Origin of the sequence: Sphingomonas sp. BK069, from assembly GCF_014193405.1 — a bacterium.
Classification (GTDB): domain Bacteria; phylum Pseudomonadota; class Alphaproteobacteria; order Sphingomonadales; family Sphingomonadaceae; genus Sphingomonas.
In genome coordinates this window covers 166,037-183,473 of the sequence record NZ_JACHZH010000006.1, presented here as the reverse complement: position 1 = coordinate 183,473, position 17,437 = coordinate 166,037, and the positions used below count along the sequence as shown (strand labels likewise).

Genomic DNA, 17,437 nt, shown 5'->3' with positions numbered 1-17,437 from the left:
CGGATCGCGCCCGTCGCCGTCTCGGCCAGACCGTATAGGGCGGCGAGGCGTCCCGCTTGGTGCGGATCGCCCGCTCGGTCTGCGGCGGCGAGATGCGCGGCGCTATGGTCGAGCAGCGCCGCGATGCCGCCTGCCTGAACCGCCGCGAAGCGCAACGCGCCGCCGCTGAACCACGGCTCGCGTATGTAGTCGCCCGGTGCGCCGATCAGGTCGTCCGACGCGACCTTCGCGGCGTCCCATCGAACCGAATGCGTTTCCGACCGCTGCATGCCTGCCACTCGCCAGAAGGATCGATCGATCGCCGGCGGGGTGCGCTCGAGATCGAGGAGGAGCAACTGCCGCCCGCCCTCGACATCAACACTGACCAAGGCATGGGACAGCAGGCCGGCACCGCTGGCGAAGCTCTTGCCTCCGGTCAGCCGCCCACCATCAAGTCGCAGAGGCTCGCCCGTCAAATCCGCGTTCCAGACGCCGAACGCAGCGCCGCCAGCGACCGCCGCGGCCGCGCGGGCACGCTGTGCCGCATCGCCGTAGCGGTGGATGATCTGCGACGCGTCGACATGCCCCTCCAGCAGTCGCCCGAGCGGCAGGTCGGCTCGACCGACCGCGTAGAGAAGGCGGAGCAAGCGCAGCAGCGTATCGGCATCGGCGGGATCCGCGAGGCCGGCCAACAGCGTCGATCGCGCAGCCAGAGCGCGGCGCAGGTCGCTCATGCCGCGCGCCGCCCGGCGGGGATCGCTGCCAGCTCGACCTCGGCGATCCCCAACGACACCCGCCGCATCCCTCCCGGCGGTGTCGGCACGACCCGCATGGCGAACGACTCTGCGTTGGGACAGTCGCGGGCGACGCCGACGAGATGGTCGATGGTCAGTCCGACGGCGACTGCCAGGCTAGCGAAGTCGGCCTTAGCAAAGGCCAGACGTGCGACCCCGTGACCGCGGTACTGCCAAGCGGCGTCGCGAGGATCGGCTACGTCGATCGCCTCTCCATCGCGATCGAGCGTGCGAAGCGTGCCGGCTAATCCATGCGCGACGCGGCCGAGGCGGCGGTCTGAGGTGTGCACGACACACGTCGCATCGCGCCGCACGCGCAGGCCCGCACGCGCCGCGTCGTCAACCAATCGTCCATCCTCTCCGTTCGCCAGCGGCTGGAAGCCGCCGAGGCTGCGGTAGCTGGCGACACGCAGCCCAAGGTTCGCGCCGCTTGCGTAATGATGCGCTGGCTTGCCCTCCCAATCAACCGGATCGAGTGAGCGTCGCAGCGCGTGAAGCGCGTCGTAATAGGCCTCCAGGCGGTCCAGCAACGGGTTCGACTGAGTGACGGTCCGCACCACCTTTCCAGCCACTACATCAGCCTGGCGCAAGCCCGCTACCATCGCCTGCAACCAGTCGCGTGATGGGATACTGTCCGCGTCCGTCGTGAGCAGTACGCCGTCACCGTCCAGGCTGCGATCGCCCAGCATCATGGCACGGTGCCGTGCGCGGCCCGCGTTTGCGTCGGATGCTGCCACCTCCTCGACGATCACCGGCATCGAGGCGTTGGCGGCATGGTCGCGTACTAAAGCGAGACTTGCGTCATCGCAGCTATCGAGCAGCAGGCAGAGCCTAGGAGCAATGCCCGTTCGCTCCAGCCGCTCCACAGCGGCAAAAAGCTGCGGAAGCACCGCAGCTTCGTTGCGGACGGGCACGCAGATGGCGAGCGGAAGCGCCTTTGCACGCGAAGCCGACGTAGGATTGATCTCGCTCACTTACCTGAATTAGCGGGATCGCGGACGCGTTACGTTGATCTTGATCAGGTTGGAAAGCTCCTTGCCGCGGCGGGCAGCAGAAGGAGGTCTGCGCACGACCCGTTTGCAAGCGGACCAAGTCTGAATGAATGGGGTGGATGATCCCCGCTCACGGCATCGAAGTGCCAAAGTGCGAAGGCTGTCAGGCATTCGCGAGCATATGGAAGCCACTCATTATGGAGATTAGCACGATCGATCTTGATCTGGCCAAAGAACGATTTGGCGATACGTGCTCGGCGACAATCAGCCTCGCGAGCGACCAGCCCGCCCACTTAGGTGACATAAGAAATGTTGGTCACCTTGGAAGATCTAAGGATTTTGCCTTTTGGCCGTTTGCCTACCTATTTGGCGGCGAATTCGCCAGCAACCGCACCATGATGCTGCTTTGCGAAAGCTCGCGCAGCGTGAGCGCTCTCAAAGGTCTCCGGCTGAAGCGCCGACGTGACGATCGGATAATGCTGGGAGTTGTATCGAACCTGCCGCAGCGTAAGCCGAAATGCACCTTCGTCATCTTTGGCGATCAGAAATGGCTTGGGAATGCTTCTCGACATGACTCGTGCCTCCAGGTGGTCGGGTGGATACAGGAATTGCAGACTGAAGCGTCTCACACGCACTCAGGTAGCCGGGCTGTCGCCCGGCCACGAGCTTTCTAGGCACCCTGCAGGTTCACCGCTGAGGCCTTACCCCGTCGATCAGTCTCAAGTTCGTAACTGACCCGCTGATCCTTGTTGAGCGTCGGCATGCCTGCACGCTCGACAGCCGAGATATGGACAAAGGCATCGTCGCCGCCACTCTCTGGCGCGATAAATCCATAGCCCTTGTCGTTGTTAAAGAATTTGACCGTTCCGATGATCATAGCGATGTCCTGCCCAATCGTTGACGGGCCTGCGCCAAGAGCGGCACATCCCGGCCTCAGTAATGCTAGAAAGGGACAAGGAGGCGACAACGTCAGCTCGCATATCCGTCACACGCGACGTCAGCCATTTTAATATAAGCTTTTCATCATAGAATGGAAGCGGGAATTGGCTCTTCACCCTACGTATTTATATACGTCCAGACCTCACGGCAGAGACCTAGATCTAGCCGCTAGTATTTCTGACGGCGTCGCAGGCGTTTACATCGTGCAAACCCTTGCGGAAAGCACGCCGAATCGCCATATAACGCTGATCGGTGGTACGTATTCGGTAAGCACCACCGGCTGAGAGTCGCAGCGCTCCCGCTTACGTGTGGAGAATAGCGATGGATCTCATCGAACTGCACCGACGCCAGCAGATCTCAGTCGGCATGGCCGCAGCTGCCGTCACCCCGGAGGCACGATCGTCGCATAGCCGACTTGCCTCGGGCTATGCCGCTCGCATCAAGAATTATGATGCGAGCGCTGAAGAGCGTTTTTCGGCCATACGGGCGAACGAGCACGTGGCAAGTTTGCGTGCTGATCATGCCGGTAAGCTTATCGCCATTGAAAATGCGGCCGGGGCGTCGCCTACAGCATGAGGCCGTTTTATCCGTTGCGGCGGACACGTAGGTCCCTCGGGATAACAATCCGCCGCACACGATAGCAGCAGGAGGTAAGGGCCGGTGCTGGGTCAATTGACAGTCATGGCCTACGGTGGCCCGGCCGCCGGCACACTGGTGTCGCTGGATGAAGGAGCCGTTCGCCATGTCGTCTACGACGAGCGCATCACGGCCCCCTTCGTCGCTCCTCACCACCAGGCGCCTGCCATGTCACGATTTCCGTACGTGCTCGTACATACATCCGATGGCATCAGCGCGCTCGTTCCAGAACGCGACAACGATTTGCTGCTTGCGTTCCAGCAGAATGCCGCCAGTCTTGGCGCGAGAGAGAGCGACGTACTCTCGGTCGAGGTACATCGTCGAGGCCTTGATTTCTCAGGCTCTGCCTACTGAAATAGATCGACCGCTTTTCGCCGGTGCAGACATAGAGTCTATTGTGGTCGCCGCTCTCGAATACGATAAATAGAAGTCCGAAGTGCAAAAAAGCGACGGCTCTGCCACGCTTGTGGCACGAGCGCTCACGATTATTTTTTGCCCTTGCGTTCTTCGTCTTGCGGTTGCCACCTCTACCTACCTCGCTCATGACGCCTTGAGTAGTCGACGGGAACCTACCAGACGAAGTGCAGGTGGATTTCCTGCCGGAGTGACCATGCCGAGCGCTCGTGCGTTGCTCGTTCAGCCGATTTCTGTTCCTCTTTACACACTGAGCAACGTCAATCCCGCACTCGTTCATGCACTGGCCTTCACGGAAACGCTCGCCTCCATGCTGACGAAATCGTCGGCATCACCTAGAAAGCCGCCGACCACGGGCAGCACCGCTTCGCTGGTCACGCCGAACGCGGTCGCGACCAGCCCGGCGCTGCCCATCCGACGCTGGGTAGGATCGAAGGCGATCCAGCCCGCCCCTGGAAGGAAGACTTCGCACCATGCATGGGTCGCGCCGACGTCGCCGGCCGAGCTTCCGGGATCGAACAGGTAGCCCGACGCTGCCCGTGCCGCGAAGCCCAGCCGCCGCGCCGCCCACAGGAACAGCGCCGCCAGGTCGCGACACGAACCGCTGCGCAACGCAAGGGTGAGCGACGGCGGCTGGGTGCCTTCCTCGTCGCGGGTACGATACGCGATAGCGATGCCGACAGCCTCGTTGAGCGCGTTCAGCAGCATCAGCGTGTCGTCGGGCGCGGTCGCGCGAAAGCCGGCGAGCCATGCTGCCGCCGCAGGATTGCCTCCTGCCCCCGGATCGAGCAGCCCGGCGCCGAACAGCGCCAGATCGCCCGATGCGTATGCGAATGGATGACGAAACGCGGACGGGTCGAGCCGGAAGATCGGATAGGGGTCAGCGGCATGGAGCACCTCGTGCTCAGCGAGGATCGTCAGCGCCGGTGCGGCATCGGCGATCAGCGCCAGCGCGACCGTATTGCCGGCAGCGTCCTCGCTCCAGACCAGTTCAGACCCGGGGTCGATCGTCACGGTCGAAGAGATCGTAGTGACGTCGCGGCCCGACCTCGGGGTGATCAGCAGGCGATGATCGAGGAAGTGGACCGATCGGGCATAGCGGTAGATGGTGACATGCCGGATCCGCAGCCTCACCGCCTGATCAGCCCGGCGGCGAGCAGCGCGTCGTTGATGGTCGCCGCCGGGTCGAAGCGCGCGGGCGACGCGGGCGCGGTGACGGGCGTCTTCATCGGTCGGGTCGGCGCAGTCGCTGGAACGATGCCCCACGCGGCCGCGATGCGGTAGGTGGACGAGATGCCAGCGTCGAGCATGTGCGGCCCGGGCGTGCCATACGCCTCGTCACCGCGGGTCGCTAGCGGCGTGCCATGTCCCATGCCGACGACCACATACTCCTCGACGACCATGCGGCCGGCGGCGTCGTGCCAGGCCCGGTAGACGCATCCCCCCACCTGCTTGGTCGCGTCAGGTTCGCCAACACCGTGGAGCTCAAGCCACTGCTCGACAACCATCGCGGCGTTGACCACGTCGACCGTCGTGTCGCTGCTGCCGTGCCAGACCGACACGGCCGGCCATGGTCCGCGATGCGACGACGCCGCCCGTACCCGGTTGGCGAGATTTGCGCGATCATGGCCGCGGCCACGCATCCGCTCCAGCGCCTCGGGCACGCCGCATGCGATGCCGAACGGCAGCCCGGCGATGATCGCTCCGCCGGCGAAAAGCTCGGGACGGCAGGCCAGCATCGCCGAGGTCATCGCCCCGCCTGCCGACAGGCCCGTGACGAACACTCGCGCGGGGTCGAGCCGGTGGCGCTCGACCGCGGCAACGACCATCTCGCGGATCGACTCGACCTCGCCGCTACCGCGCCGCGTGTCCTCGGGCGAAAACCAGTTGAAGCAGAGGTTAGGATTGTTCGCCCGCTGCTGCTCCGGAAACAACACCGCGAAGCCAAATCGATCGGCGAGCTCGGACCAGCCCGAGCCGTGATCGTAGCTTGCGGCAGTCTGCGTGCAGCCGTGAAGCACGACGACCAGCGGCGAGCCGGCTGGGAGTCCGGGTGGCACGTGCAGCAGCGCGCGCAAAGCGCCGGGATTGCTGCCGCTACTCTCCACCGGCGCTAGATCCCTACGCGATCCGCCGGCACGAACCATCGGCAGCAACGGCTTCTTCAAGCGGGCGATCGTGTCGGAAATCGAGCGCATACCATGCTCCTAGCCGGCAGTTAGGAGCGACAGACCTGCGATGCGACTGCCGCACACGCGATCATTGTGCGTTGCAGCATAGATGGGGTGTCCGCGATAGTCCTGCAAGAGGAATGACAGATGGTGCCGGCGCAGCGCGTCCGTACGAGCGGCTTCATCGCCGCCAGCTGAGGGCCGCGGCGACCATAACGAAGCGGCGCTCTCGCTCTGTCAGATGCGGCGCTCACCTAGCCCCACGTCCCGTGCTTTCCCGTATAGGATCAAGTGCCTGTGCTTAGCGCTCATCAGGCGCCGTGATGGTTCGCTCGTCCGTTCAGCTCGGAGCGCGCAAAGCTATTCGTCGCCGGTCCTGCTGCTGCCGCGAGGCGCTGCGATCGCTTGGTAGATGCATCCACCTTCTCGGGCTTTTGAACGAGCAGCGACCAGATAGCACGCGCTCCCGGCAGCTGGCTCGGCTCTCAGCGCGGCGTACCTACGGCTGCGGCTTTCTCGCCCCGCTTTGAGCGACGGGGTTCACGCTATCCAGCTTAGCCAAAAGGTCGTCGAACACGGCGTCGTTCGGGACCGGAAACAGCCGCTTGAAGCCTTTTCCTAGGACAGCCACATCCTCCTCGGTCAGTAACCCAACCGCTACAATCCGCTCAGACGTCACACCGATCTCCCGTCGGTGTACCAACCGTCGGTTGCGGGTTCAGTGCCTCAGCCGACTTGTCGATTTAAGCCGCTGGTGTCCCGAAAAAAGTAGTGGTGCAGATCGGGAGAGAACCGCTCCAGTCGGCGACGCAGGCGCCAGATGGCTTCGTCTGACGGATGCTCGGGGTCGCACAACTCCATGCTCCAATAGGCGAAATCGCGCTCCGCCACCTCGCGATCGCTAATGACCACGAGGCTATGATGCCGCGGGTCTTCCATAACCCTGGCGAAGGTTGCAGCAACGCTCGTCGCAGGGCCTTCCAGCACCTGGAGGAACGAGTGACCATCAAAGAACATCACGCCAGTAATGCCATCCATGCCGTTGTTCCGCTTCGCGGAGGCGATGATTTGGTCGATGTCCACGTCCTGGCCTTCTACAGCCTGGCTATGATAGAAAATTTGGCGAAGAGGGTCGTCCTGCACGAGGTGCTCATAGCCTCTGCATTCGTGCGCGGCAAGCGGCGGCCACCTACGGCGCCAGCGCAGTCTAGCCAGAACCATGCTAGTGCTGCGACGCCGCGGCAGAATGTCACGATCAACGGCCACCGCGAGAGCAGTTCGCACGATCTAGCGGTCGCACCGTCCGCGTTTCTGAGCTGGAACGAGGGCGCCGCATCGCCGCATCGCAGCGCTTGATCCACCTGCCCGGTGTCGAAGAAAGGACGCTTTCTGTTGATGCCGCGGCGAGCTCAGCTCGACACGATGCGGCGCGCGACGGAAGCGCGGACACGGCGGGACATCCGCTAATGATCTGATGCCGCGACTAATCAGGATCAACATGAGATGTCCGAGCCACTCTTCCTGCGATCTAACGCCGGGATAGAGACGCACAATTTGGGTGCCCCAAGGGTGGCCGCCAACCGCCATGAATCGCGAAGTCGCTGATCTCGTCTGACCGCGACGTCTTTGCGCGGCTACTTAATTTTTTTAGCTACATCAGCGATATCGCGGTTAGACAAGCCGGCATCTTCATCGCGAAGAAAGCGAACCAGCTCGTCCACTTCAGCCGGACCGTAGCTGAGATCGAGCGCATCCATCTTGATCGACGCGGACGTGCGCTCGTCCTGCGGCATGCCCTCAACGATCGCTACGCATTCGCTCAGCGAACCCTGGAAGAGCGGCTTTGAGATGGCGTTGCCGTCGTTATCGCCGACGTAAGCAGTGGCAGGCTCGCTCAAAGGGTAGGTCGTCATGGCAAATCTCCGTATGTTCTTAAGAAACGTTCGCGCTGAGACGTCGGGCTCAGACCGGGAGGGTCGTAATGGTGGGTCGTCCAAGAAAAATTATGGCCCAAGCAAACCGGGCCCGACGGAGGATGTCGGCCGTTCCGTTCTCTCCATCAGGAGGATACCCGCATGACACAGCAAAACGATCACGACCACGTCGAGGATGGCGGCACCAACGATCCCGGTGAGAACGGCGAAGACAGTGATATCCTTGGCAAGGAGCAGAAGGACCTTACCGCCGACGACCTCGAGGGCGACAGCCGCACGGAGGATGGCACTTCTGACCTGCCCGACCCGGAGACCAAGTACCTCGGTGACTTCGCCTAGGCCGATCCTTCGCTCGCCAGAGGCGGCAGCTAGGATGCCGACGGCAGGGCTGCGCCGCCGAAATGGTTCAGACGCGTCGGCGCAGCCTGCCCGCCGGTTCCAAGCCGACAGTTGCGACCTACAAACCAAGGATTCAGTGTCGGCTGAGAGGAAGAGCGTTTACGCTTGTGAATAACGTCGATGGATCCGATCCTGCGCATTAAACCTGATAAGGACATGATCAGTGGATATTGCATGCTGTTGCTTAACCTACTGGAGGCCCGATCCTTTGACAGCTGGCTTGATTGCCGTTGATCTAGAGCTTGACAATCGGGCGACCAATGTCGCCCGGGTTCGGTGGGTTCCATGACAGGGGTTCGCACCACGAGAACGACAGTCACCTTCGGGTCGCCCTTCCAACTGGCAGGTTTCGAACGGCCCGAGCCTGCTGGTACGTACGACTTAGAAGTCGATGAAGAAATAATTGAGGGAAATGATCGGACCGTATATCGGCGAACCGCCACCCTCCTTATCCTACGCAGCGGCAGTACCACACGTACAATAACAGTAAACCCGGCGGACTTGGAGGCCGCGCTTGCCAGAGATTGCGAATGAAGAACAAGAAGAACCGGCTTGTGCAAATATCGACGTGTCAAGTATCGATCGTGACAAGCGGCTGGGCGCGAAATACCCAGCGAGCGGTTACATTGTTTTTCAATAACGCATAAGGGAAGTCGACCATGACCAATCAACAAGATAGCTCGGGCAAACAGGACCATGTCGCCGATGACAAAGCTGGTAAAGGCATCATGTCACGCGTAAATGCCGCGTCCGATCAAGATACGGATTGCATCCGCCGCGCGCCAGACGCTGCTGATACCAAGCCTTCCGGCGCCGCCGTCCATGTGAAGTAACTGCTTAAAACGCTGTTGGCGCGACTCCGACAGCAGCGCTTTTTATCAACTTGTTGTATATACGCGTTATCTAATACGACACGGTAATAAATCTTCGGCCCTTCCTCTGACAACCGCGATGTCAACCTATGCCGTAAAATCCGACCGGTCCACTTCCTCGATCATCGCCTGCTGATCACCCCGAGGTCGGGCCGCGACGTCACTACGATCTCTTAGACCGTGACGATCGCGAAGCGGCGCTGCTTTCAGGTTCGGCGGTCGACGAGGTGGCGTTCGTGATTGATGTGGTTGTGGACGTTGGCGTGAACCGAGGCGAACTTCTGTAACGTGCGCATCTGCCGGAAGCGCAGCGTCGCCCGCTCTCATCGCCTGAACGGCAGGTGCGAGTTCTCCACCCGGTTGTTGGCCCAGCGACCCACCTCCTGCTTCTCGCGCGTGCCGAGTTCGCTCAGAGCAGCGCCGTAGGAGCGCAGACCGTCGGTGGTGAGCGCCTCGGGCGAGCCGTGCCGCTTGAGCGCCTTCTTCATGAAGGCGAGCGCAGCCTTCTTGTCGCGCGTTCGGGTGACGTAGCTCTCAAGGATCTCGCCCTCATGATCCACCGCTCGCCACAGGTAGACCATCTCGCGGATCAGCTTCACGTACATCTCGTCCAGGTGCCAGCGCCAATGACGAAAGCCGCGCATGTGGCTCGTGCGCTGCCGCCGCACCTCGCCCGCGAACAGCGGACCGAACCTGTCTCACCAAAGCCTCACCGTCTCGTGGCAGATGTCGATACCGCGTTCCAACAGCAGGTCTTCCACGTTCCGCAGCGACAGCGGGAAGCGCACGTACATCAGCACCACCAGCCGGATCACCTCCGGCGACGAGTTGAAGTAGCGGAACGGCGAGGCTGGCTTGCGCGGGCGGGGCATGCCCCTCTCCTACCCCGGCGAGCTCCGGAGGTGCCTAAGCTTTGACAGAGCCGTGTGGTACGTTCTTCCTTCAACACATGACTGGCTGCTGCTCGCCGCGCTGGCGCTCTTCCTCCAGTCGCTCGCGCCGAACAAGCTGGCGGGTTGGGGATATATGGTCTTCTACCTGATTGGCTCGCTCGCGCTGAACAAGCTTGGCTGGCAAGACCCGCACTACCGCTACGGAGCCTATCCCGGCGCGCCACTGCCCCCGGCCTTGAGCGGGGCGCACGGCGTAGGATGGTATCGCCTCAGCTGGGGAACGGCGGCTGCTACCATGATCACGCTGGCGTGCATGCGTGGTCCTCCGCAGCCGCGTTCGGTCCCGTAGCCCTCTTCTGTATCACGCCAAGCTCGAACGCACACGGGTGACTGTGCCGGAGACCACAACCTTGCACCTTGACCGACCGGCGCCGATCGCGAGGCGCCTAGCTAGGCGCCGAGCCGCAACAGACGATAGAGCCATCACACCGCGAGCCTGGGAATCTCTTAACGAAGTCCGCTCGCTCATTTTGAGCGCAAGCTCACCCAGACATAGCCAGGACGCGCTTTCTTCCTTGCGCCTCCAGCTCGGGCAGCGTCATGGTGATTGAGGATGCGCGGCGGAATTCCTCTTCCAAATGGCTTCTCGCCATCAGGGCATATCGCCATCATCACGGCACCGCTGGCCGGCCACGTCAATCCCGTGCAGGTTCTCGCGAGAGCGCTGGAGGCTCGGGGCTGGCGTGTGTCCTTGGTGCACATGGCAGCTGCCGAAGGCCTGGTGACAGATCCCGCGCTTGGCTTTTCGGCGCTTCCGGGCGGAGCCGCGGCCATGTTCGATGCCTATATTGACACCTTAGTCGAGCCGACCGGACCCGTTCGACTTACCCGCATGATCCGCGCATCAGCAGCGATGACCGGTCGTTTACTGGACGAAGCGCCGGCGGTTCTGGAGCGGACCGGCGTCACCGCTGTCCTAGCGGACGCGGTCGAGCCGGCCGGCCCGCTCATCGCGCAGAAGCTCAACCTTCCTTATGCCGTCGCCACGACCGGCCTGCCCCTACTTGGCGAGCCCGATGTGCCACCAGCCTTTCTTGGCTGGCGCTACCGTTCGGATCGATGGGGCAGATTTCGCAACCGCGGCGGCTATGCGGTGACCAATCTGCTGATGCGACCAATTACCCGCGTGGTCGAGACGCGTCGCCGCCAGTGGGGCTTCGAAGAAGGCGCCGCACCCCGCGTGCAGGTCGCCCAATGCCCGCGGGGACTGGACTATCCCCGACGCTCCTTGCCGTCGACGTTCCTCTACGGTTCACCGTGGCGATCGGAGGAGTCGCACGAACCGGCTCTGCCGGACGACGGACCACCGCTGGTCTTCTGCTCGCTCGGAACGCTCCAGGGATCGCGCCGGGCGCTGTTCGCGACCATGGCGCAAGCCTGTGCGGCGATCGGCGCACGCGCCGTGATCGGCCATGGCGGCGGGCTGTCGCGCGACGAGGAGTCCGCCCTGCCAGGCGATCCGCTGGTGCGCGCCTTTTGGCCGCAGACAGCCGTGCTGCGGCGCTGTTCCGCCGCGGTGCTACATGGCGGCTTCAACACGGTGCTCGACGCGTTGTCGGCCGGCGTGCCGATCGTGGCGTTGCCGATCGGCTTCGAGCAACCTGCTACTGCCGCCCGCATCGTCCGACTCGGGGCAGGCCAAACACTTTCGCCGCGTCGGCTTAGTTCGCGCACGCTGGCCAACGCCTTGCGGGAGGTCATCGATCAGCCCAGCTACGCACGTGCCGCGCGCGGCATCGCCGCCGAGATCGCGGCCGGAGCGGGCGCCCCCGGCGCGGCGGACGCCATCACCGCTGCGCTAGCGACTCCCGCCTGAAGGTCGGCAAGCGCCACCACGGCGTGCCGGGACTGAGATGATGTTCGTGGTGGTACGCGCCGAAATGGAAGCACGTCATCAACGAGAAAACCGGCCGCAGCGTGCTGCTGCGGGCCTGATGAGCGTCGGCGAAGGGCTGGTCGCCGTGCCGGTGGGGGAGATAGGTGCCGAACACGAACAGCTGCCCCAGCGCGAGTAGCGCGGGGACCGCCCAAAAGACGACTATGTTGAGAAGTGACGCGCCCAGCAGCAGGTAGATGATCGCGGCGACGGTGATACGCAGGATCTGTCCGTGGGTGTAATAGTTGCGGAAGAAGGAGCCGAACCATGGCAGCGCGCGACGCGGCGCAGCACAATGAAAATCCGGATCGCTCTCGGTTCCTGGTGCAGCATGGTGCGCGTGGTGCTTGGGCAGCAACGCGCCGTAGGACAAGCCGGCATAGGCGCCGAGGCAGAGCGTCCCGACAACCCTGTTCAGTCTTGGCCAGCCAGGTGCCAGCGATCCGTGCATGCAGTCGTGCGCGATGATGAACAGTCCGGTACTGAGCCATGCCTGCGCCACGATGACGATCACCGCCAGGAACGCGGTGCCAACGCTCCATCGCCAGAAGAAGATACAGCCGATATGCACTGCAATCCACGCGAGACCGATGGCCGTGGCCAGCATTACGCCGTGCTTCATATCACTTCTGTGCTGACTCCGGCTCACCGCCCGTTACGCTCGGCCAGACGCCGTTTCAGCCGCACGGGATCAGGTGCGAACAGGAAACCGAAGCTCACCCCGCCTTCCTTGCCTTTGACCGCGTGATGCAGCCGGTGCGCCTGGTGCAGCCGCTTGAAATAGCCGCGCCGCGGCACCCAGCGCACGCCGAACCGCTGATGCACCAGCATGTCGTGCACGAAGGCGTAGATTGCACCGTAGACGGTGATCCCCAGAGCCATCCACCACACCGGCTCCCACACCGTACCCAGCGCGAACAGCGCGATTACGATCAAGGCAAAGGTTACGGCATACAGATCGTTGCGCTCGAAAGCGCCGTCATGTGGTTCATGATGCGAGCGGTGCCAGCCCCAACCCCACCCGTGCATCACATATTTGTGCGTCGCCCAGGCGAAGACTTCCATGAACAGCACCATGGCCAGCACCAGCAGCAGCTTCTCGTACCAGCTCAACGAATCACCTCGACGCCGTGCATGCGGCCATTAAGCCCGCTCGTCCGCACCGCTTCCGTAGCACGACGCCCGCGTCGGCGCATCCCGTCACGATCGGTCACCGGCGTGGCTAGGCCGCGGGCCACGCTCAACGCGACGATCGCCAGCAGCAGGCCCGCCAGCACGTCGACAGCGTAATGACCGCCGAACAATGGCGTCGCCAAGATCGTCAGGCCGGCCCAGATCGCTGCCGGAACGCGCAACCGGGCAAGCGGGTACAGCCCCCACAACAAGATAACAGTGAGCGCCGCGTGATAGCTGGGAAAGCTGACAATACCGGTCATGTGCGACAGGTCGAGCTGGCGGATTGAGCCGTCGCGCAGCCCCCGTACCAAGCCGCGATCGCCCCAGGCGACCGAACCCCAAAGCTGCCGGTAATGATCGGGATCGAACAAGTTGCCCGTGGCGGGCAGCAGTCCGGAAACGAGGACTGTCACCCCACCTGCCAGGATCGCCGCGGCCATGGTTCTTTGCAGTCTCGCTAGCCTACCCGTTCCGGCGAGCACCAGCACGCACGCGACCATCTGCAGCACCAGGCTGTGATAGGCGATCCCGGCGATCAGCAGGATCGGCTTCGGCAGTTTGTCCGCTAACGCAAATATGGCAGGCCAGTCGAAGCCCAATCGTTTATCCACTACTGTCAGCCAATTATCACACAGCGGACCGCTCGCTGCAGCCAGGAGATAGGCAAGCACCACGCCCAGGATGGTGAACAAGGTTATCTGCAGAAACGACGTGGCTCCTGCGACCAGGCGTGCATCGGCTCGAACCCGCCCAATCACCAGCGCACCCACCAGCGCGGCGACTCCTAACGTAGGGAAGACAGCGTGTGCAGGCGATAGGCTGAAACCAAGCACCTGGCTTAGCAGCACACAGCTCAGCGCCAAGCCTCCGATGACAGACCATGTGACGGCATCGGCATAGAGAGTGGTCGTGGTAGGCGGACGCATCATCCCATAACGCGACTTTTCCCGAGACGGGCCCGTGACCATCCGATAGGGTTCAACGCTATGGCGTTCCTCGGGTTAGGCGGAAACGCCACCTGATGAGGTTGAGCGCGCGCGATCCTGACTCTCAACGCCGCTGCGCTGCTCGAACGGACGAGCGATTAAGCAACTGACAGGGTATCCAGCCGCTCGGCTATCCGCCACATCGAAGCTCAAGAGCGTATGATCCGTGAAACGCAGTGTGCCGAGATCCAGAAGCGGCGGGCCAGGGCGATCTGGCGCCCTCCCAATTTCGGACGCTTATCCGTGCCCGCGTTCGCGTCATCTCAGAGGGAACGCTGCGGGACCCAGGCCCCCCGGTCTGCAGTTCTCGACAAAGCGACAGATCGCCATTCTTAGCCGCTGTTTAACGCTCCATGAGGTACGATCGGATGTTCGAGGGAGGCCGTTCGTGACGATCGAAGAAACGTGTTTCGAAGCCGTTAGCCTGCACGATCTCGAGTCGATGAGCACCGCGGAGCAGGACGCCCTGCCTTTCGGCGTCGTGGGCTTCGGGCCTAATACGGTTGTTCAAACCTACAATGCCACCGAAGCGAAGATGTCGGGGCTAGACCCGTCCACCGTGCTCGGCGTGCCCTTCTTCGATGCAGTCGCACAATGCATGAACAACTTCATGGTCGCGCAGCGCTTCGAGGATGAACCTCGCCTCGACGACATCGTGCCCTATGTTCTGACTCTGCGGATGCGACCCACGAAGGTCCGGCTGAAGCTGCTTGCCGCGCCGGACATGCCTCGCCGCTACGTTCTCATCGAGCGATGAGACCGCGGCGATGAGCGGGAAATCCAGCGAGGAGCAGCTCCTCGAGTTCCTCTATGCCTGTCCGGTCGGCTTGATCGAGTGCGATCTCGCCGGCGACATCGTCATGATGAACCCCCATGCCATGCAGCACCTGCTGCCGCTCGCGGGCCGGCGCGATGCCGGTAACCTGTTCGCGGCGCTGGAACACTATGCGCCTGAACTGCGAAGCATGGCAACAGCCTACCAGGCCACGATGGGCCGGGTCTGCGACGGCCATCGCATCTTCGTCGATCTGGGGCCGGGGCCGCGCACGAAGGCTCCTCGCGTTCTCGCATGTACGATGGTGAAGCTCGGCGCCGATCGCCTGATGGTGACGCTGTCGGACATCAGCCAGCAGGTCGTGCAGGAGGAGCGGCTACGCCAAGCTGATACCTGGTTTGCGACCCTGCTGGACGGCGTCAACGACTACGCGGCGGTCGCGATCGATGTGGAGGGGGTGATCACCGCAGCAAACGCCTGCTTCACGCGTCAGACGGGCTTCGATAGCGCAGTGACAATGGGCCGCAACCTGGCCGAGGTGCTTCAGTGCGACAACACGGGCGGTGATCTGCGGCTCGGCGAGCAGATCGAGATCGCCGGTCGAGACGGCTGGCACCTGCAGGAAGGATGGCAGGCGAGAGCGAACGGCGAGCGCTATTGGTGTCAGCGCCTCGTCGTGGCTCGGTCGGAGCTGGATACATCGCCGTTCACTGGCTTCTCCGTCATCCTGCGCGACGTGCCACGACGCGAGGCGGCCGCTGAGGACGTGAGGCGCCTGTTGACGTGCGACCATCTCACCGGGGCCGCTAATCGACGCCATTTCAGCCAAGCCTTGGAGCGTGAGCAGGCCCACTGGCGTGAACTGCGTCACAGCCTGTCGCTGATCGTCCTCGATCTCGACCATTTCAAATCGGTGAACGACACCTATGGCCATCCGATGGGTGACCTCCTCCTCCGCCGGGTCGCCGAGGTCTGTGCGACGCTGCTCCCTCCCCGTGGGATCTTCGCGCGTCTCGGCGGAGAGGAATTCGGCGCGCTACTGCCCCGATATGACCGCGAGCAGGCGCTCGGACTGGCCGAGCAGATGCGCCATCGCATAGCGGCCATCTCGATTGAGACGCCGGACGGTGCTCTGACGGCGACGGCCAGCCTCGGCTGCGCTACGCTGGACGAGGCGGGCGGCTCGATAGACTCGTTGATCAAGCTGGCAGACGAGCGACTGTACGCCGCCAAGCAGGCCGGGCGGAACCAGGTCCATCGTCTGACTGCCGACGCTGCATGACGTCTTGTCCCTCACGCGAGGCGATGCACCGGATCGCCTGCGCCGTCGTCGCGGCGGAGATGCGCCGCCTGCGCGGCGGCGATCTGCCGATGCCGCCCCCGTGGGCGAGCACGACGGCCATCGCCGACGAGGGGCTTGGCCTCGACTCGCTCGAGCGGCTGGCCGCCCTCGGAGCGCTCGCGGAGGCGTTCGAGCTGGACGATGCCATGCTCGGCCTTGAACCGCCTGGCACCGTCGGCGCGTGGACAGACTGGATCATGCATCACCACGGCGCAGGCGAAGGTCGGATAACTGTCAGGTCATCGGGCTCGACGGGCGAACCCGTGCTGTGCTCGCACGCCGTCGCTGACCTCGCTGAAGAGGCGCGGTTCATGGCGTCCCAGCTGCCAGGGCGGCGTCGCGTGGTGGCGCTTGTACCGGCACATCACATGTACGGCCTCATCTGGACGGCGTTGTTGCCGGACGTGCTCGGTGTGCCTGTCGTCTCCCCGACGATCGGCACGGCGCTTGACCTGACCCCCGGCGACCTGGTCGTCGGCGTGCCCGATCAATGGCAGGCGCTATCGCGCCTGACGCGCCGCTTTCCTGCCGATATCATCGGTATCAGTTCGGCCGGACCACTCGACGCGGCCCTCGCAGCCGAGCTCGAAGCCTCGGGGCTTACCCACCTCCTCGACGTCTATGGCTCGTCCGAGACCGGCGGAATCGCCTTCCGCCTCCACCCGGCGACCTTTTACGACCTCCTGCCCCGATGGCGGTTGCTGCCACAAGGCGACGGCGAGTGGGGGCTGGTTGACGCTCACGGCGGCCGCTACCCGCTGCCCGATCACATCGAGCGGGTCGGCGAACGCCGCCTGCGCCTGATTGGTCGACGCGATGGCGCGGTCCAGGTAGGCGGACAGAACGTCTGGCCTGAGCGGGTGGCGGCCATGCTGCGTGGGCTTGACGGCATCGCCGACGCGGCAGTGCGCCTGAACGGCAATGGCCGGCTAAAGGCGTTCATCGTCCCAGCCGACGGCCACGACGTCGCGAGCTTGTCCCCGCTGGTCGATCGCGCGATCTCCGAGCGGCTGTCGGTGGCGGAGCGCCCGCGCCTTCTGCGGTTCGGCACCATCCTGCCGCGCAACGCCATGGGCAAACTCGAAGACTGGTCATGATCCACACGTCAATCTCGGCCAAGAACGTCGCCCGATCGTCCGCGTCACCGCTTGTCAAACCCTGTCGCGACTGCCGCAGCGGCGCCGCGCTACCAATCGATA

22 protein-coding genes are annotated in these 17,437 nt (G+C 63.5%); 10 read left to right on the top strand and 12 right to left on the bottom strand.

What is annotated here, in order from left to right:
• Positions 1-713 (bottom strand): acyl-CoA/acyl-ACP dehydrogenase (locus FHY02_RS17805; RefSeq protein ID WP_183924707.1); only part of this gene is annotated, 713 nt, incomplete at its 3' end.
• Positions 710-1,747: a glycosyltransferase gene (locus FHY02_RS17800; RefSeq protein WP_183924705.1), complete on the bottom strand. Its 1,038-nt coding sequence runs from the start codon at positions 1,745-1,747 to the stop codon at positions 710-712. The genes FHY02_RS17800 and FHY02_RS17805, both read right to left, overlap by 4 nt.
• A gap of 128 nt (positions 1,748-1,875) precedes the next feature.
• Between FHY02_RS17800 and FHY02_RS17795 the strand changes: the two genes are divergently transcribed.
• On the top strand, positions 1,876-2,439 hold the full coding sequence (locus tag FHY02_RS17795; protein WP_183924703.1) for a hypothetical protein: 564 nt from the start codon (positions 1,876-1,878) through the stop codon (positions 2,437-2,439).
• On the opposite strand, the gene FHY02_RS17790 is transcribed toward FHY02_RS17795, so the two are convergent.
• The gene (locus FHY02_RS17790; protein ID WP_183924701.1) at positions 2,436-2,642 is read right to left on the bottom strand and encodes a cold-shock protein; all 207 of its coding nucleotides are present in this window, start codon (positions 2,640-2,642) and stop codon (positions 2,436-2,438) included. The genes FHY02_RS17795 and FHY02_RS17790 overlap by 4 nt on opposite strands.
• 383 nt (positions 2,643-3,025) lie before the next feature.
• Between FHY02_RS17790 and FHY02_RS17785 the strand changes: the two genes are divergently transcribed.
• Both FHY02_RS17785 and FHY02_RS17780 read left to right on the top strand, forming a co-directional pair.
• A complete protein-coding gene (locus FHY02_RS17785; RefSeq protein WP_183924699.1) occupies positions 3,026-3,280 on the top strand; it encodes a hypothetical protein in 255 nt (84 codons plus the stop codon).
• Positions 3,281-3,364: 84 nt separating this feature from the next.
• Complete coding sequence (locus tag FHY02_RS17780; RefSeq protein WP_183924697.1) at positions 3,365-3,694, top strand: hypothetical protein; 330 nt, start codon at positions 3,365-3,367, stop codon at positions 3,692-3,694.
• Positions 3,695-4,030: 336 nt separating this feature from the next.
• Here the strand turns inward: FHY02_RS17780 and FHY02_RS17775 are convergent, their stop codons facing one another.
• From FHY02_RS17775 to FHY02_RS17760, 4 genes are all read right to left on the bottom strand, one after another.
• Complete coding sequence (locus FHY02_RS17775) at positions 4,031-4,888, bottom strand: transglutaminase family protein (RefSeq protein ID WP_183924695.1); 858 nt, start codon at positions 4,886-4,888, stop codon at positions 4,031-4,033.
• On the bottom strand, positions 4,885-5,952 hold the full coding sequence (locus FHY02_RS17770; RefSeq protein ID WP_183924693.1) for a PHB depolymerase family esterase: 1,068 nt from the start codon (positions 5,950-5,952) through the stop codon (positions 4,885-4,887). The genes FHY02_RS17775 and FHY02_RS17770 overlap by 4 nt, the downstream gene beginning before the upstream one ends.
• A gap of 699 nt (positions 5,953-6,651) precedes the next feature.
• The gene (locus tag FHY02_RS17765) at positions 6,652-7,068 is read right to left on the bottom strand and encodes a BLUF domain-containing protein (RefSeq protein WP_183924691.1); all 417 of its coding nucleotides are present in this window, start codon (positions 7,066-7,068) and stop codon (positions 6,652-6,654) included.
• A gap of 491 nt (positions 7,069-7,559) precedes the next feature.
• The gene (locus FHY02_RS17760; RefSeq protein WP_183924689.1) at positions 7,560-7,838 is read right to left on the bottom strand and encodes a hypothetical protein; all 279 of its coding nucleotides are present in this window, start codon (positions 7,836-7,838) and stop codon (positions 7,560-7,562) included.
• A 162-nt stretch (positions 7,839-8,000) separates the two neighbouring features.
• Between FHY02_RS17760 and FHY02_RS17755 the strand changes: the two genes are divergently transcribed.
• On the top strand, positions 8,001-8,198 hold the full coding sequence (locus tag FHY02_RS17755) for a hypothetical protein (RefSeq protein ID WP_183924687.1): 198 nt from the start codon (positions 8,001-8,003) through the stop codon (positions 8,196-8,198).
• Positions 8,199-8,917: 719 nt separating this feature from the next.
• Positions 8,918-9,091: a hypothetical protein gene (locus FHY02_RS17750; protein ID WP_183924685.1), complete on the top strand. Its 174-nt coding sequence runs from the start codon at positions 8,918-8,920 to the stop codon at positions 9,089-9,091.
• Between the two features lie 362 nt (positions 9,092-9,453).
• On the opposite strand, the gene FHY02_RS23100 is transcribed toward FHY02_RS17750, so the two are convergent.
• Both FHY02_RS23100 and FHY02_RS23095 read right to left on the bottom strand, forming a co-directional pair.
• Positions 9,454-9,774, bottom strand: coding sequence for a transposase (locus FHY02_RS23100; protein WP_260159371.1), 321 nt, complete (start codon positions 9,772-9,774; stop codon positions 9,454-9,456).
• 54 nt (positions 9,775-9,828) lie between these two features.
• Entirely contained in the window at positions 9,829-10,002 is a 174-nt protein-coding gene (locus FHY02_RS23095) for a hypothetical protein (protein WP_260159372.1), read from the bottom strand.
• Between the two features lie 52 nt (positions 10,003-10,054).
• On the opposite strand from FHY02_RS23095, the gene FHY02_RS17740 reads away from it, so the two are divergent.
• On the top strand, positions 10,055-10,372 hold the full coding sequence (locus tag FHY02_RS17740; RefSeq protein WP_183924683.1) for a hypothetical protein: 318 nt from the start codon (positions 10,055-10,057) through the stop codon (positions 10,370-10,372).
• Positions 10,373-10,636: 264 nt separating this feature from the next.
• Complete coding sequence (locus FHY02_RS17735) at positions 10,637-11,899, top strand: glycosyltransferase (RefSeq protein ID WP_183924681.1); 1,263 nt, start codon at positions 10,637-10,639, stop codon at positions 11,897-11,899.
• Here the strand turns inward: FHY02_RS17735 and FHY02_RS17730 are convergent.
• From FHY02_RS17730 to FHY02_RS17720, 3 genes are read right to left on the bottom strand one after another with little or no spacing between them, the layout of a single operon-like run.
• Positions 11,871-12,581, bottom strand: a complete 711-nt coding sequence (locus FHY02_RS17730; RefSeq protein ID WP_183924679.1) for a fatty acid desaturase — start codon at positions 12,579-12,581, stop codon at positions 11,871-11,873. The two genes, FHY02_RS17735 and FHY02_RS17730, sit on opposite strands and share 29 nt — an antisense overlap.
• Before the next feature lie 23 nt (positions 12,582-12,604).
• Positions 12,605-13,072, bottom strand: a complete 468-nt coding sequence (locus FHY02_RS17725; protein ID WP_221190304.1) for a sterol desaturase family protein — start codon at positions 13,070-13,072, stop codon at positions 12,605-12,607.
• A complete protein-coding gene (locus tag FHY02_RS17720; protein ID WP_183924677.1) occupies positions 13,069-13,905 on the bottom strand; it encodes a phosphatase PAP2 family protein in 837 nt (278 codons plus the stop codon). The genes FHY02_RS17725 and FHY02_RS17720 overlap by 4 nt, the downstream gene beginning before the upstream one ends.
• Before the next feature lie 604 nt (positions 13,906-14,509).
• Here FHY02_RS17720 and FHY02_RS17715 point away from each other — a divergent pair.
• From FHY02_RS17715 to FHY02_RS17705, 3 genes are read left to right on the top strand one after another with little or no spacing between them, the layout of a single operon-like run.
• Positions 14,510-14,878 (top strand): phosphonate transporter, encoded by a 369-nt coding sequence (locus FHY02_RS17715; protein ID WP_311731876.1) that lies wholly within the window; start codon positions 14,510-14,512, stop codon positions 14,876-14,878.
• Between the two features lie 10 nt (positions 14,879-14,888).
• Positions 14,889-16,178: a sensor domain-containing diguanylate cyclase gene (locus FHY02_RS17710; RefSeq protein WP_183924675.1), complete on the top strand. Its 1,290-nt coding sequence runs from the start codon at positions 14,889-14,891 to the stop codon at positions 16,176-16,178.
• 23 nt (positions 16,179-16,201) lie between these two features.
• Complete coding sequence (locus FHY02_RS17705) at positions 16,202-17,335, top strand: AMP-binding protein (protein WP_183924673.1); 1,134 nt, start codon at positions 16,202-16,204, stop codon at positions 17,333-17,335.
• The last annotated feature ends 102 nt before the right edge of the window (positions 17,336-17,437 follow it).

Coding starts and splice junctions, on each gene's coding strand:
- FHY02_RS17795 (WP_183924703.1), top strand. CDS start 1,876: ATGGGGTGGATGATCCCCGCTCACGGCATCGAAGTGCCAAAGTGCGAA.
- FHY02_RS17790 (WP_183924701.1), bottom strand. CDS start 2,642: ATGATCATCGGAACGGTCAAATTCTTTAACAACGACAAGGGCTATGGA.
- FHY02_RS17785 (WP_183924699.1), top strand. CDS start 3,026: ATGGATCTCATCGAACTGCACCGACGCCAGCAGATCTCAGTCGGCATG.
- FHY02_RS17770 (WP_183924693.1), bottom strand. CDS start 5,952: ATGCGCTCGATTTCCGACACGATCGCCCGCTTGAAGAAGCCGTTGCTG.
- FHY02_RS17760 (WP_183924689.1), bottom strand. CDS start 7,838: ATGACGACCTACCCTTTGAGCGAGCCTGCCACTGCTTACGTCGGCGAT.
- FHY02_RS17755 (WP_183924687.1), top strand. CDS start 8,001: ATGACACAGCAAAACGATCACGACCACGTCGAGGATGGCGGCACCAAC.
- FHY02_RS17750 (WP_183924685.1), top strand. CDS start 8,918: ATGACCAATCAACAAGATAGCTCGGGCAAACAGGACCATGTCGCCGAT.
- FHY02_RS23100 (WP_260159371.1), bottom strand. CDS start 9,774: ATGCGCGGCTTTCGTCATTGGCGCTGGCACCTGGACGAGATGTACGTG.
- FHY02_RS23095 (WP_260159372.1), bottom strand. CDS start 10,002: ATGCCCCGCCCGCGCAAGCCAGCCTCGCCGTTCCGCTACTTCAACTCG.
- FHY02_RS17735 (WP_183924681.1), top strand. CDS start 10,637: ATGCGCGGCGGAATTCCTCTTCCAAATGGCTTCTCGCCATCAGGGCAT.
- FHY02_RS17730 (WP_183924679.1), bottom strand. CDS start 12,581: ATGAAGCACGGCGTAATGCTGGCCACGGCCATCGGTCTCGCGTGGATT.
- FHY02_RS17710 (WP_183924675.1), top strand. CDS start 14,889: ATGAGCGGGAAATCCAGCGAGGAGCAGCTCCTCGAGTTCCTCTATGCC.
- FHY02_RS17705 (WP_183924673.1), top strand. CDS start 16,202: ATGCACCGGATCGCCTGCGCCGTCGTCGCGGCGGAGATGCGCCGCCTG.